This window comes from Salmonella sp. 32082101201600294FB01SM01 (genome assembly GCF_017572865.1).
Classification (GTDB): Bacteria; Pseudomonadota; Gammaproteobacteria; order Enterobacterales; family Enterobacteriaceae; genus Salmonella; species Salmonella enterica.
On sequence record NZ_JAGESB010000001.1, the window covers coordinates 241,588 to 256,259 of the forward strand.

12 protein-coding genes and 1 other annotated feature are annotated in these 14,672 nt (G+C 54.1%); of the genes, 7 read left to right on the plus strand and 5 right to left on the minus strand.

Going from position 1 to position 14,672, the window contains the following annotated elements; genetic code table 11:
- Window positions 1-99 precede the first annotated feature (99 nt).
- On the minus strand, window positions 100-3,249 hold the full coding sequence (acrB, locus tag J4645_RS01150; RefSeq protein WP_001132508.1) for an efflux RND transporter permease AcrB: 3,150 nt from the start codon (window positions 3,247-3,249) through the stop codon (window positions 100-102).
- A gap of 22 nt (window positions 3,250-3,271) precedes the next feature.
- Complete coding sequence (gene acrA / locus J4645_RS01155; RefSeq protein WP_023214889.1) at window positions 3,272-4,465, minus strand: multidrug efflux RND transporter periplasmic adaptor subunit AcrA; 1,194 nt, start codon at window positions 4,463-4,465, stop codon at window positions 3,272-3,274.
- A gap of 141 nt (window positions 4,466-4,606) precedes the next feature.
- Between acrA and acrR the strand changes: the two genes are divergently transcribed.
- Together acrR and mscK are read left to right on the plus strand one after the other, a co-directional pair.
- Complete coding sequence (acrR, locus tag J4645_RS01160) at window positions 4,607-5,260, plus strand: multidrug efflux transporter transcriptional repressor AcrR (RefSeq protein ID WP_000101756.1); 654 nt, start codon at window positions 4,607-4,609, stop codon at window positions 5,258-5,260.
- Window positions 5,261-5,378: 118 nt separating this feature from the next.
- The gene (gene mscK / locus J4645_RS01165; protein ID WP_000178238.1) at window positions 5,379-8,741 is read left to right on the plus strand and encodes a mechanosensitive channel MscK; all 3,363 of its coding nucleotides are present in this window, start codon (window positions 5,379-5,381) and stop codon (window positions 8,739-8,741) included.
- 41 nt (window positions 8,742-8,782) lie between these two features.
- On the opposite strand, the gene J4645_RS01170 is transcribed toward mscK, so the two are convergent.
- The 3 genes from J4645_RS01170 to priC all read right to left on the minus strand — a co-directional run bounded on the left by J4645_RS01170 (window position 8,783) and on the right by priC (window position 10,484).
- A complete protein-coding gene (locus J4645_RS01170) occupies window positions 8,783-9,706 on the minus strand; it encodes an Rpn family recombination-promoting nuclease/putative transposase (protein ID WP_023376729.1) in 924 nt (307 codons plus the stop codon).
- A gap of 69 nt (window positions 9,707-9,775) precedes the next feature.
- Window positions 9,776-9,943, minus strand: a complete 168-nt coding sequence (rsmS, locus tag J4645_RS01175) for a pleiotropic regulatory protein RsmS (protein WP_000051161.1) — start codon at window positions 9,941-9,943, stop codon at window positions 9,776-9,778.
- A gap of 13 nt (window positions 9,944-9,956) precedes the next feature.
- A complete protein-coding gene (priC, locus tag J4645_RS01180) occupies window positions 9,957-10,484 on the minus strand; it encodes a primosomal replication protein N'' (protein WP_001519637.1) in 528 nt (175 codons plus the stop codon).
- Window positions 10,485-10,552: 68 nt separating this feature from the next.
- On the opposite strand from priC, the gene J4645_RS01185 reads away from it, so the two are divergent.
- The 5 genes from J4645_RS01185 to recR all read left to right on the plus strand — a co-directional run bounded on the left by J4645_RS01185 (window position 10,553) and on the right by recR (window position 14,656).
- Window positions 10,553-10,930 carry a DUF454 family protein gene (locus tag J4645_RS01185; RefSeq protein ID WP_001189860.1) on the plus strand — a complete coding sequence of 126 codons (378 nt, stop codon included), beginning with the start codon at window positions 10,553-10,555 and terminating at the stop codon, window positions 10,928-10,930.
- A gap of 152 nt (window positions 10,931-11,082) precedes the next feature.
- Window positions 11,083-11,634 carry an adenine phosphoribosyltransferase gene (gene apt, locus J4645_RS01190; RefSeq protein ID WP_000127350.1) on the plus strand — a complete coding sequence of 184 codons (552 nt, stop codon included), beginning with the start codon at window positions 11,083-11,085 and terminating at the stop codon, window positions 11,632-11,634.
- 113 nt (window positions 11,635-11,747) lie between these two features.
- Complete coding sequence (gene dnaX, locus J4645_RS01195) at window positions 11,748-13,676, plus strand: DNA polymerase III subunit gamma/tau (RefSeq protein WP_023214890.1); 1,929 nt, start codon at window positions 11,748-11,750, stop codon at window positions 13,674-13,676.
- Window positions 13,009-13,073 (plus strand) — a sequence feature (DnaX frameshifting element). Its footprint overlaps the gene before it by 65 nt.
- 45 nt (window positions 13,677-13,721) lie before the next feature.
- On the plus strand, window positions 13,722-14,051 hold the full coding sequence (locus J4645_RS01200; RefSeq protein WP_000467098.1) for a YbaB/EbfC family nucleoid-associated protein: 330 nt from the start codon (window positions 13,722-13,724) through the stop codon (window positions 14,049-14,051).
- A complete protein-coding gene (gene recR, locus J4645_RS01205; protein WP_001195023.1) occupies window positions 14,051-14,656 on the plus strand; it encodes a recombination mediator RecR in 606 nt (201 codons plus the stop codon). Before J4645_RS01200 ends, recR begins: the two co-directional genes overlap by 1 nt.
- Window positions 14,657-14,672 lie beyond the last annotated feature (16 nt).

The following is a 14,672-nucleotide window of genomic DNA, read 5'->3' on the forward strand; positions in this document are numbered from 1 at the left end:
TTATTAATATGGCAAAAAATAATCAATCTAACAATAAGCGTATTTTATGATTTTTGCGTAAAAAAGGCCGCTTGCGCGGCCTTATCTACAGTGAGCAAATCAGCGATGTTCTGTCGAATGACTATGCTCAATATCTTCGCTTTTACGGCTAAAGCGGCGGCGTACCACCACGAAGAAGACCGGTACGAAGAAAATAGCCAGTACGGTTGCCGTTACCATCCCGCCCAGTACGCCAGTACCTACCGCATTCTGCGCGCCGGAACCCGCGCCGGAACTGATAACCAGCGGCATAACCCCCAGCATGAACGCTAACGAGGTCATCAAAATCGGGCGCAAACGCATCCGGACGGCCTCCAGCGTCGCTTCTACCAGACCTTTCCCTTCTTTATCCATTAAGTCTTTGGCGAATTCGACGATAAGTATCGCGTTCTTCGCCGACAACCCAATGGTTGTGAGCAGGCCCACCTGGAAGTAAACGTCGTTAGTCAGTCCGCGGAAGGTCGCAGCCAGCAGCGCGCCGATAACCCCAAGCGGAACAACCAGCATTACGGAGAACGGGATAGACCAGCTCTCATACAATGCCGCCAGACACAGGAAGACGACGATCAGCGAGATAGCATACAGGGCAGGGGCCTGGTTGCCGGACAACCGTTCCTGGTAGGACATCCCGGTCCAGTCATACCCAATGCCTGACGGCAGCTTGCTGGCCAGTTCTTCCATCATCGCCATCGCTTCACCGGTACTCTTGCCTGGCGCCGCCTGACCCAGAATTTCCATCGAAGGCAGACCGTTATAGCGTTCCAGACGCGGCGAACCATATTCCCAGCGGGAAGAGGAGAATGCGGAGAACGGCACCATCTGACCATCGCTACCACGAACGTACCAGTCGTTAATATCATCCGGCAACATGCGGTATTTCGCTTCGGACATCACGTAAACTTTCTTCACACGACCGCGATCGATAAAGTCGTTTACATAGCTGCCGCCCCATGCTGCGCCCAGCGTGGTATTGATGTCGCTAATAGACACGCCCAGCGCCTGAGCTTTTTCCTGGTCGATATCGATTTTAAACTGCGGCGTATCCTCCAGGCCGTTAGGTCGAACGCCTACCAGCAGATCAGGATATTTCGCTACCTCGCCGAACAACTGATTACGCGCCTGGGTCAGTTTTTCATGACCAAGTCCCGCCTGGTCAATCAACTCGAAGTCAAACCCGGTTGCGGTGCCCAGTTCAACAATCGCCGGCAGGTTAAAGGCGAAGACCATCGCATCTTTAATTTGTGAAAACGCTGCGGTTGCCCGCTGGGTAATCGCTTCAACCTTATTTTTTTCGCCTGGACGATCGGCCCAGTCTTTCAACGACACGAATGCAATACCGGTATTCTGACCGCGCCCTGCAAAACCGAAGCCGTTGACGGCGAATACCGATTCAACGTTGGCTTTCTCTTTGTTCAGATAGTAATCCGTGACCTCATCCAGCACTTTTTGCGTGCGCTCTTGCGTCGCGCCGGCGGGGAGCTGGACCATTGTCAGGAATACGCCCTGGTCTTCATCCGGCAAGAAAGAGCTTGGCAGACGAACGAACAGATAAGCCATACCGACGACGATAATGAGATAGAGCAGCAGATAACGCCCGGTGCTGCGCAGAATATTGCCTACGCTATCGGTGTAGTGATGCGTGCTCTTATCGAACAGGCGGTTAAACCAGCCGAAAAAGCCTTTTTTCCCTTCGCCATGATCGCCTTTGGCGACGGGTTTGAGCATCGTCGCGCACAGCGCGGGCGTCAGGATCAGCGCGACCAGCACCGACAGCGCCATCGCCGATACGATGGTGATAGAGAACTGACGATAAATTGCCCCGGTTGAGCCGCCAAAGAAGGCCATCGGAATAAATACCGCCGACAGTACCATCGCGATACCCACCAATGCGCCCTGAATCTGGCCCATGGATTTGCGCGTCGCTTCCTTCGGCGGAAGGCCTTCTTCCGTCATAACACGTTCGACGTTCTCGACCACCACGATGGCGTCATCCACCAGCAAGCCGATGGCGAGCACCATCCCGAACATCGTCAGCGTGTTTATCGAGAAACCGAATGCCGCAAGCACGGCAAAGGTTCCCAACAACACCACCGGAACCGCAATAGTCGGAATCAACGTCGCGCGGAAGTTCTGCAGGAACAGGTACATCACCAGGAACACGAGGATAATCGCTTCGACCAGCGTTTTTACCACTTCATGAATAGAGATCTTCACGAACGGCGTGGTGTCATACGGGTAGACGATTTTCATCCCTGGCGGGAAGAACGGTTCCATTTTTTTCAGTTCGGCGCGAATAGCGGTAGCGGTATCCAGCGCGTTGGCGCCGGTAGCCAGTTTGATGCCGAGACCTGACGCTGGCTGACCGTTAAATTTCGCGATGACGTCGTAGTTTTCGCCGCCAAGCTCAATTTTCGCTACATCCCGCAGACGAACCTGAGAGCCATCCTGATTCACTTTCAGCAGGATTTTGCCAAACTCATCCGTTGAGGTCAGACGCGTTTGGGCAATAATCGATGCGTTAAGCTGCTGGCCTTTTACCGGCGGCGTACCACCGAGCTGACCTGCCGCGACCTGGGCGTTCTGCGCTTTGATCGCGTTAATCACGTCGACCGGCGTCAGTTGGTATTTGGTCAGCTCTGTCGGATTCATCCAGATACGCATCGCATACTGCGAACCAAACAGCTGGACGTCGCCCACCCCAGAGGTACGGCTGATCGGATCTTTCATATTGGCGGCAACGTAATCCGAAATATCCTCCTGGGTCATGGTGCCGTCGGTGTTAATGACGCCCACTACCATCAGGAAGCTACTTGAGGACTTCTCAACGCTTACGCCCTGTTGCTGTACTTCCTGGGGAAGTAACGGCATTGCCAGTTGCAACTTGTTCTGAACCTGAACCTGCGCGATATCCGCATCGGTGCCGGATTCAAAGGTCAGCGTGATCTGCACGGTCCCCGTGGAGTCACTGTTGGAGGACATATACATCAGGTTATCGATACCGTTCATATTCTGTTCGATAACCTGCGTGACGGTATCCTGTACCGTTTTCGCATCAGCGCCTGGGTAGGTTGCGGAGATCGTCACTGCTGGTGGCGCAATCGTCGGATATTGCGCTACCGGCAATTTGAGGATCGCGAGCCCCCCTGCCAACATGATGATGATGGCGATCACCCACGCAAATATAGGGCGATCGATAAAGAAATTAGGCATGTCTTAACGGCTCCTGTTTAAGTTAAGACCTGGGCTGAGCAGGTTGATCACCGCTTGCGGCTTGCTGTTTGTTATCCGCGGTAATTTCCTGCACTTTAACCTGTGCGCCAGGACGTACTTTTTGCAGCCCGCTGACGACTACGCGGTCGCCCGCTTTCAACCCGTCAGTCACCAGCCACTTATCGCCGATCGCCTGGCTTGCGACGATTTGGCGGGTTTCCACTTTGTTATCAGCGCCAACCACCAGCACCGTGGCATCGCCGCGTGGAGTACGGGTAACGCCCTGTTGTGGAACCAGTAATGCCGTCGGTTTTGTCCCTTCCTGCAGACGTGCGCGAACGAACATTCCTGGCAATAAGGTGTGATCCGGGTTAGGGAAGATGGCGCGCAAAGTAATAGATCCGGTGGTTTGGTCAACGGTCACGTCGGAGAACTCAAGCGTACCGGATTGCGGGAATTTGATACCGTCGCTGGTCACCAGATCGACCTTCGCTTTGCCGTTTTCCTGCTTCAGCGAACCATTTGCCAGCTCCTGCTTCAGGCGCAGGAAATCATTGCTGGACTGGGTCACATCGACATAAATAGGGTCCAGCTGCTGCACTGTCGCCAGCGCCGACGCCTGACCGTTCTGTACCAGCGCGCCTTCCGTTACGGATGACTTACCAATACGACCGCTAATCGGTGAGGTGACTTTGGTATACGCCAGGTTGATACGTGCGGTTTCAACGGCGGCTTTTGCTGCGACAACGGCGGCAGTCGCTTGTTGCGCGTCAGCCAGCGCCTGATCGTATTCCTGCTTACTGATGTACTGCGTACCCAGCAGCTTTTGATAACGCTTCACCGTCAGTTCAGCGATATTCGCGGCGGCCTGCGCTTTTGCCAGATCGCCCTTAGCGCTGTCGTAAGTCGCCTGGTAGGTCGCAGGATCAATCTGATAGAGAGAGACTCCCGCTTCGATATCACTTCCCTCAACGAAATTACGCTTCAGGATAATGCCGCTTACCTGCGGGCGAACTTCGGCGATACGGTAAGCAACGGTACGACCCGGAAGTTCAGTTGTGATTTGCAGTGGTTCCGTTTTTAGTGTGACAACTCCAACTTCTGGCATCTGCTGGCCGCCTTGCTGGTTCTGTTTGTCGTCACATCCTGTTAGCGCTAAGCTGCCTGAGAGCATCAGAACGACCGCCAGAGGCGTTAACCCTCTGTTTTTGTTCATATGTAAACCTCGAGTGTCCGATTTCAAATTGGTCAATGGTCAAAGGTCCTTAAACCCATTGCTGCGTTTATATTATCGTCGTGCTATGGTACATACATCCATAAATGTATGTAAATCTAACGCCTGTAAATTCACCGACATATGGCACGAAAAACCAAACAACAAGCGCTGGAGACACGACAACACATCCTGGATGTGGCCCTGCGTTTGTTCTCGCAGCAAGGCGTATCGGCAACCTCGCTGGCGGAGATTGCGAACGCTGCTGGCGTGACGCGCGGCGCAATCTATTGGCATTTCAAAAATAAGTCGGATTTATTCAGTGAGATCTGGGAGCTATCAGAATCCAATATTGGTGAGCTTGAGATTGAGTATCAGGCAAAATTCCCCGACGATCCACTATCTGTATTAAGAGAAATTTTAGTTCATATTCTTGAAGCTACTGTAACAGAAGAACGACGCCGCTTATTGATGGAGATTATATTCCATAAATGTGAGTTTGTCGGAGAAATGGTTGTGGTTCAACAGGCGCAACGTAGCCTTTGTCTGGAAAGTTACGATCGGATTGAACAAACGTTAAAACATTGTATTAATGCTAAAATGCTGCCTGAAAATCTGCTGACCCGTCGTGCGGCGATACTGATGCGCAGCTTTATTTCAGGGCTCATGGAAAACTGGTTATTTGCTCCGCAATCGTTTGATTTAAAAAAAGAAGCTCGCGCCTACGTCACGATCCTGCTGGAGATGTATCAATTGTGTCCGACGCTGCGCGCGTCGACGGTCACCGGCTCCCCCTGATAATATTCCAGGAAAACTCCTGGACATTTTCTGTGTCGCTATTCTGTTTGTTACAGGCGTGATATTCTTGCGACTCAATTATTTCCGGTCTGCTTGCCGGTTCAGACACTTCATTCACATGACTATGTTGCAGCTTTATAAACGTTCACAGCATTTTGTTTTTATTACAATTAGCGTTCTTATTATCCTGCTGTCCTGTCAGTCTCTGGCATTTGCCCGGGGGCAAACGAATGGCGACCTGCCGTCAAAAGCGGATGTGCAAAACCAGCTGGATACGCTGAATAAGCAAAAAGATCTCTCCGCCCAGGATAAGCTCGTCCAGCAAGACCTTATTGATACGTTAGCTACGCTGGAGAAAATCGAGCGGGTAAAAGAGGAGACCGTACAGCTACGGCAGAAGGTGGCGCAGGCGCCTGAAAAAATGCGCCAGGCGACGGCTGCGTTGAATGCGCTGAGCGATGTCGATAATGATGATGAAATGCGAAAAACGCTGAGTGCGCTTTCGTTACGTCAGCTTGAGCTGCGTGTGGCGCAGGTACTGGATGATTTGCAAAATTCGCAAAACGATCTTGCCGCTTATAACAGCCAGCTTGTTTCGCTACAGACCCAGCCTGAGCGCGTGCAAAACGCCATGTATACCGCCTCGCAGCAAATACAGCAAATCCGTAACCGTCTGGACGGCAATAACGTCGGGGAAGCCGCGCTTCGCCCCAGCCAACAGGTGTTATTACAGGCAAAACAGGCGCTGCTTAATGCGCAGATCGACCAGCAACGTAAGAGTCTTGAAGGGAATACCGTTTTGCAGGACACCCTGCAAAAACAGCGGGATTACGTGACGGCCAACAGTAATCGCCTTGAACATCAGCTTCAACTTTTACAGGAGGCGGTCAACAGTAAACGACTTACGCTAACGGAAAAAACGGCCCAGGAGGCCATTTCGCCGGACGAAACGGCGCGTATCCAGGCGAACCCACTGGTAAAACAGGAACTGGATATTAACCATCAACTCAGCCAGCGTCTGATTGTCGCGACCGAAAACGGCAATATGTTGATGCAGCAAAACATTAAAGTAAAAAACTGGCTCGATCGCGCGCTGCAGTCGGAAAGAAATATCAAAGAACAGATTGCCGTCTTAAAAGGCAGCCTGTTGCTGTCGCGTATTCTTTATCAACAGCAGCAAACCCTGCCCTCCGCCGACGAACTCGAAGATATGACCAACCGCATTGCGGATTTGCGTCTGGAGCAGTTTGAAATCAACCAGCAGCGTGATGCCTTATTCCAAAGCGATGCCTTTGTCGACAAGCTGGAGGAGGGGCATACCAGCGAGGTGAATGATGAAGTTCATGATGCGTTGCTTCAGGTGGTGGAGATGCGCCGTGAGCTATTGGATCAGCTAAATAAACAGTTGGGTAACCAGCTGATGATGGCGATTAACCTGCAAGTTAACCAGCAGCAGTTGATGAGCGTCTCGAAAAATCTGAAAGCCATTCTGACGCAGCAGATTTTTTGGGTGAACAGTAACCGCCCTATGGACTGGGACTGGCTTAAAGCGTTCCCCCAAACGTTAAAAGAGCAATTCAGCGCCATGAAAATCACGGTGAATTGGCAAAAAGCCTGGCCCGCGGTATTTATTGCTTTTTTGGCCGGGTTGCCGCTCTTGCTCATCGCCGGTTTAATCCGCTGGCGTCTGAAATGGTTAAAAGCGTATCAACAGAAGCTGGCCGCCGCCGTGGGATCGCTGCGTAACGATAGTCAGCTCAATACGCCAAAAGCTATTCTGATCGATCTGATCCGCGCGCTGCCGGTGTGCCTGATTATCCTCGCGCTTGGACTGATCTTGCTGACCATGCAGCTAAATATCAGCGATCTGCTCTGGGCCTTTAGTAAAAAGCTCGCGATGTTCTGGCTGGTCTTTGGACTGTGCTGGAAGGTGCTGGAAAAAGAGGGCGTGGCGATACGCCATTTTGGTATGCCGGCGCAGTTGACCAGCCACTGGCGTCGCCAGATTGTACGCATTAGCCTCGCATTGCTGCCGCTGCACTTTTGGTCTGTGGTGGCGGAGTTGTCGCCGCTGAATCTGATGGATGACGTGCTGGGGCAGGCGGTTATTTTCCTCAATCTGCTGGTCATAACATTGCTGGTGTGGCCACTGTGCCGGGAAAGCTGGCGCGATAAAGAATCTCACGGCATTCGACTGGTGACCGTGACGATTCTTTCCATCATTCCGGTGGCGTTAATGGTATTAACGGCGACCGGCTATTTCTATACCACCCTGCGCCTGGCGGGGCGCTGGATTGAAACCGTCTATCTGGTCATTATCTGGAACCTGCTTTATCAAACGGTGCTGCGCGGGTTAAGCGTAGCGGCACGCCGGATTGCCTGGCGACGCGCGCTGGCTCGTCGTCAGAACCTGGTAAAAGAGGGAGCGGAAGGCGCGGAGCCACAGGAGGAACCCGCCATCGCGCTGGAGCAAATTAACCAGCAAACATTACGTATCACGATGCTGCTAATGCTTGCCCTGTTCGGCGTTATGTTCTGGGCGATTTGGTCCGATTTGATCACCGTATTCAGCTATCTTGATAGCATCACGCTGTGGCACTACAACGGCTCCGAAGCTGGCGCTGCGGTGGTGAAAAGCGTGACGATGGGTAGCTTGCTATTCGCCATTATTGCCGCGATGGTGGCCTGGGCGCTCATTCGCAACTTACCCGGCCTGCTGGAAGTGCTGGTGCTTTCACGCCTCAATATGCGCCAGGGGGCTTCGTATGCGATCACCACGATCCTTAACTACGTCATTATCGCTGTTGGCGCGATGACAGTATTCGGATCGCTCGGCGTCTCGTGGGATAAACTCCAGTGGCTGGCGGCGGCGTTGTCGGTAGGTCTCGGTTTTGGGCTACAGGAGATCTTCGGTAACTTTGTCTCGGGTTTAATCATCCTCTTCGAACGTCCGGTACGCATTGGCGATACGGTAACGATCGGCACCTACTCCGGCACGGTCAGTAAGATTCGTATTCGCGCTACCACTATTACCGATTTTGATCGTAAAGAAGTGATCATTCCGAACAAAGCGTTCGTGACGGAGCGGCTGATTAACTGGTCCCTCTCCGATACCACGACCCGTCTGGTGATCCGGCTTGGCGTGGCTTATGGCTCGGATCTGGAGAAAGTGAAAAGAGTCCTGCTACAGGCGGCGATGGAGCATCCGAAGGTGATGCACGATCCGGAACCTGCCGTATTCTTCACCACCTTTGGCGCCAGCACTCTGGATCATGAACTGCGTTTATACGTGCGTGAATTGCGCGATCGTAGCCATACGGTGGATGAACTGAACCGCGCGATCGATCGACTGTGCCGTGAAAATGATATCAATATCGCCTTTAACCAGCTTGAGGTGCATCTGCATAACGCGAAGGGCGACGAAGTCACTGAAGTGAAGCGCGATCTCAACGGCGGCGATCTGGCGCCTACGGCAAGCTAAAAGGCGGTGGGCTGCGCGCTTTATGAGTGCGCGCGGCGCCGCTAATGAGAAAGCGTAGAAAGCTCTTCCGGCGTAATGCCGGTGACGCTGGAGATGAGCCCGGGTTCCAGCCCGTTGGCAAGCATTTTGCGGGCAATAGCGCGCGCTTCGGCCTCACGGCCTTGTGCTAACCCTTGCTCAAGGCCTTTTTGCAACCCTTCCGTTCGGCCTTTTTCTTCCAGCCATTCCGCTATTGTCATCAGTTGTTCCTTATACTGCGGCGCGCCCTGCGCCAGTTGACGAATCAGCGCCCCGGGTTCTGCGGCGTTTCCTGCTTTCAACATATAGTTGATCAGCACACTGAGCTGCGCGTCCGTCAAATGATCCTGCGTTAAAAGCGTGATAAGGGGGTCGAGCAGTTCGCTTAAATCGCGTTGACGAATATGTTTTTGCAGGAGCTCTAACATCGCTATCCGCCGATGCTGCAAAAGCTGATTATCCGGCATTGTCGTCAGGTCGACCAGCGCAAATTCGCGGCTGTATAAGGCCTTCGCCATATCCGGTTTCACAAACATATTATGCCAGTTAAGGCTATAGGGCCACGGGCTTTCCGGACCGTGATAAAAGAGGATTGGTACCACCAGCGGCAAGGTATCATGACCGGCATCCAGATGACGCTGCATGGCGGCAATGGCGTACCGCATCAGGCGAAAAGCCATCAGCCGGTCTGATTTGCTCTGATGTTCAATGAGCGCGTAAACATACCCGGGGCCGTGTTGGGTATGCAGAGAGTAGAGAATATCTGAATAGCGGCTGCGTAAATTGTCTTCAACAAAACTCCCCGACTCCAGCTTCAGTGAATCCAGATCGCAGATTGCAAGAAAGTCTTCTGGCATGTGGAGAGCCAGAAAGTCGCGGGCGACCTCTTTTTGCATCAGCATTTGTCGAAATACCGCATCGTGCGGCGTGGTGGGTAGACGTTCCATGACCCATCCCTTGTTGCCTGACTGTAGCGACCACTCTGTCAGCGACAACGAGGACAAACCAGAGGGCAATTACTCTGTTTGCGAGTCGTCTTCCGTACTTTTTAACTTGTTTTCATAATCACGCATAACTATTTCCAGCGCGCGTAGCACCGTTCGTGCCGGTAAGCGATTCTCTTCAAGCAGCACAATTAAATCCACGGCCAGTTTGACTTCATCAGGGGCATTTTCAAGCGACATACTTTCTCCAGGATTAACGGGTTAAACGCGCCAGTACGTTTTCTATTTTCTCCAGCGCATGTCGGCAGCGCGCCAGCCGTCCTTCATAGATCTCGACTTCCTTTTGCAGCGTTTGTTGTTCGACAAGGCCGGTCGCCTGCGCCAGACGAATTTTGCGCTCCTGTGTCATCGCCAGTAGTCGACGTTCAAACTCCTGATGCTGTATTCGTCTGCGCTGCCAACGGCCAAGCCCTGGCGCGGCGGTGTCCCACTGGCGCAGCGACCAGGCGGCGGTTTCACGCGATATCGCCTCCAGTTGCGAAGCCAGATGTTCCGCCAGCCAGGCGACTTGCGGCAGTTGCTCATGTTTTACCGCCTGACGCAATGCGGCGAGATTGGCGTCAGCCTCTTCCAGATATCCCTGCAACAGAGTACTGCGGGTACGGAAAAGGTGTCGGTCAAAGCGCGCGCTTAACGTCGCATGTTGCGCCAGCGGCGCGCAGCGTTGGCGTAGCGTCGCCAGCCTCTCTTCCAGCGTCTGTAACAGCATAGCGGTTTTCAATTCAACACCCCGATGAAAATAAGACAGGCTGTGCTACAGTAGCCTTCTGTTTGATAACGATTCGCATTATGCAACGTACTATTTTAATCATCATTGGCTGGCTGGCGGTAGTATTAGGGACATTGGGCGTGGTTTTGCCCCTGTTGCCGACAACGCCGTTCATTTTACTGGCGGCCTGGTGTTTCGCCCGCTCGTCGCCGCGTTTCCATGCCTGGTTGTTATACCGCTCATGGTTTGGCGGTTATCTGCGCCACTGGCAGCGCTATCGGGCCATGCCGCCGGGAGCGAAACCGCGAGCGATCGCGTTGATATTGCTGACCTTTGGTATATCGCTGTGGCTGGTGAATATGATGTGGGTGCGGGTGCTGCTGTTGGTTATTTTGGCCTGTCTGCTGATTTTTATGTGGCGGATACCGGTGATTGATGAAAAGCAACAAAAGCGCTGAAGCACACGAATCGCTGTTGCAATTGTCGTTCACAGCCAGTAAATTCGACCGTTTTCGAGCACAGGCGCAGGCGGTCAAAGAGTAACCGAGCGTTACCCCTGACCGAAAAGTATTGCGCCGTGAGTAACACCGTACTTAGCAGGCATATATCCATGACCGCGACTGCACAGCAGCTTGAGTTTCTCAAAAACAGCATCAAAAGCATTCAGGATTACCCGAAACCGGGCATTCTTTTCCGTGATGTCACCAGCTTACTGGAAGACCCGAAAGCCTACGCGCTCAGTATTGAACTGTTGGTTGAGCGTTATAAAAATGCGGGTATCACCAAAGTGGTCGGCACCGAAGCGCGTGGCTTCCTGTTTGGCGCGCCGGTTGCGCTTGGGCTGGGCGTTGGTTTTGTTCCGGTACGTAAACCGCGCAAATTACCGCGTGAAACTATTGCCGAGACCTATGAATTAGAGTACGGCACCGATCAGCTGGAAATCCATGTCGACGCGATTAAACCTGGCGACAACGTGCTGGTCGTGGACGATCTGCTGGCGACTGGCGGCACCATTGAGGCGACCGTGAAGCTGATCCGTCGTCTGGGCGGGAAAGTCACCGATGCGGCGTTCATCATCAATTTGTTCGATCTGGGCGGCGAGCAGCGTCTGGAAAAGCAGGGGATTACCTGTTATAGCCTGGTGCCGTTTCCAGGGCATTGATTCAGGCTATCCGCACTGCTATTTTAGCCAGAGAGACAACCTCGCTGTATCGGCGAGGTTGTGTTAGCATTACCCTTCTATGAATCCACCTTCCAGCGTTTCAGAGCCTGCCAATGAGTTATCAGGTCTTAGCCAGAAAATGGCGCCCACAAACCTTTGCTGACGTCGTCGGCCAGGAACATGTGCTGACCGCACTGGCGAACGGCTTGTCGTTAGGGCGCATTCATCACGCATATCTTTTTTCCGGCACGCGCGGCGTCGGTAAAACCTCTATCGCCCGACTGCTGGCGAAGGGGCTGAACTGCGAAACCGGTATTACCGCGACGCCGTGCGGCGTTTGCGATAATTGTCGGGAAATTGAGCAGGGGCGTTTTGTCGATCTCATTGAGATTGACGCCGCATCGCGTACCAAAGTCGAAGACACCCGCGACCTGCTGGATAACGTCCAGTACGCGCCTGCGCGCGGTCGCTTTAAAGTCTATCTGATCGATGAAGTCCACATGCTGTCGCGCCACAGCTTTAATGCGTTACTTAAAACGCTTGAAGAGCCGCCAGCGCATGTGAAATTTTTACTGGCGACCACCGATCCGCAGAAGCTGCCGGTGACCATTTTGTCGCGCTGCCTACAGTTTCATCTCAAAGCTCTGGATGTTGAACAGATTCGCCATCAGCTTGAGCATATTCTCAATGAGGAACATATCGCTCACGAACCCCGCGCGTTGCAGTTGTTATCACGTGCGGCTGACGGCAGCCTGCGCGATGCATTAAGTCTGACTGACCAGGCGATCGCCAGCGGCGACGGGCAGGTTTCGACGCAGGCGGTAAGCGCCATGCTCGGTACGCTGGACGACGACCAGGCTTTGTCATTAGTCGAGGCAGTGGTTGACGCTAACGGCGAACGCGTCATGTCGCTTATCAACGAGGCGGCGGCGCGCGGTATTGAATGGGAAGCGCTGCTGGTCGAAATGCTTAGCCTGCTGCACCGTATTGCGATGGTGCAACTTTCGCCTGCCGCGTTAGGCAGCGATATGGCGGCTATCGAGCAACGGATGCGCGAACTTGCCCGGACGGTGCCTCCCGGCGACCTTCAGCTCTATTATCAGACGTTGTTGATTGGTCGCAAAGAATTGCCCTGGGCGCCGGACCGGCGGATGGGCGTTGAAATGACGTTACTGCGTGCGCTGGCGTTTCACCCGCGTATGCCCTTGCCGGAGCCTGAAACGCCGCGGCAGTCTTTTGCGCCCGTGGCCCCAACGGCGGTAATGACGCCGCCACAGGTGCAGCAGCAGTCGGCGCCCGCGCCGCAGACATCGCCAGCGCCGCTGCCGGCGTCTACCAGTCAGGTGCTGGCGGCGCGCAATCAGCTACAGCGCGCGCAGGGAGTAACCAAAACAAAAAAGAGTGAACCGGCAGCCGCATCCCGCGCGCGGCCGGTGAATAACTCTGCGCTGGAGCGGCTGGCCTCGGTTTCGGAGCGCGTACAGGCGCGCCCGGCGCCGTCTGCGCTGGAAACGGCGCCAGTAAAGAAAGAGGCTTATCGCTGGAAGGCCACCACGCCGGTAGTACAAACCAAAGAAGTGGTGGCTACGCCAAAAGCGCTTAAGAAAGCTCTGGAGCATGAAAAAACGCCGGAGCTGGCGGCTAAACTGGCGGCGGAAGCGATTGAGCGCGATCCGTGGGCGGCGCAGGTAAGCCAGCTTTCTTTGCCTAAGCTGGTGGAGCAGGTGGCGCTTAATGCCTGGAAGGAGCAGAACGGCAACGCGGTTTGTCTGCATCTGCGCTCGACGCAGCGGCACCTCAATTCCAGCGGCGCGCAGCAAAAGCTGGCGCAAGCGCTCAGCGATCTGACGGGAACGACGGTTGAACTGACCATCGTTGAAGATGATAATCCCGCGGTGCGTACGCCGCTGGAATGGCGTCAGGCTATTTATGAAGAGAAACTCGCGCAAGCGCGTGAGTCAATTATCGCGGATAATAACATTCAGACGCTGCGTCGATTCTTCGACGCCGAGCTGGATGAAGAGAGTATCCGCCCCATTTGATCGTAAGCCTGGCTTGCGATTGTGAACCATCAAGAGAGAGAGCTTATGTTTGGAAAAGGCGGTCTGGGCAATCTGATGAAACAGGCCCAGCAGATGCAGGAAAAAATGCAGAAAATGCAGGAAGAGATTGCGCAGCTGGAAGTGACCGGCGAATCCGGCGCGGGTCTGGTGAAGGTTACCATCAACGGCGCGCATAACTGCCGCCGCGTGGAAATAGACCCAAGCCTGCTGGAAGATGACAAAGAGATGCTGGAAGATCTGGTCGCTGCGGCCTTCAACGATGCGGCGCGCCGCATTGAAGAGACGCAAAAAGAGAAGATGGCCTCCGTCTCTTCCGGTATGCAACTGCCGCCAGGCTTTAAGATGCCATTCTGATGCAAACCAGTCCGCTGTTAACTCAGCTTATGGAAGCGTTGCGCTGCCTTCCGGGCGTCGGCCCTAAGTCGGCGCAGCGGATGGCGTTTACCCTGTTGCAGCGCGATCGCAGCGGCGGAATGCGCCTGGCGCAGGCGCTGACCCGGGCGATGTCGGAAATCGGCCACTGCGCCGACTGCCGCACCTTTACCGAGCAGGATGTTTGTAATATCTGTTCGAACCCGCGGCGTCAGGAAAACGGCCAGATTTGCGTGGTGGAGAGTCCTGCGGATATCTACGCCATTGAGCAGACCGGGCAATTTTCCGGGCGGTATTTCGTGCTGATGGGCCACCTGTCGCCGCTGGACGGCATCGGGCCGGATGATATCGGTCTCGATCGTCTGGAACAGCGGCTGGCGTCAGAAAAAATCAGCGAGCTGATCCTCGCGACCAACCCGACGGTTGAAGGGGAGGCTACCGCGAACTATATTGCCGAGCTGTGCGCGGAGGCCGGCGTCGAAGCCAGTCGTATCGCCCACGGCGTGCCGGTTGGCGGCGAACTGGAGATGGTCGACGGTACGACGCTGTCCCACTCGCTGGCGGGACGCCATAAGATTATTTTCTGAACAAACGGAGGCGGCA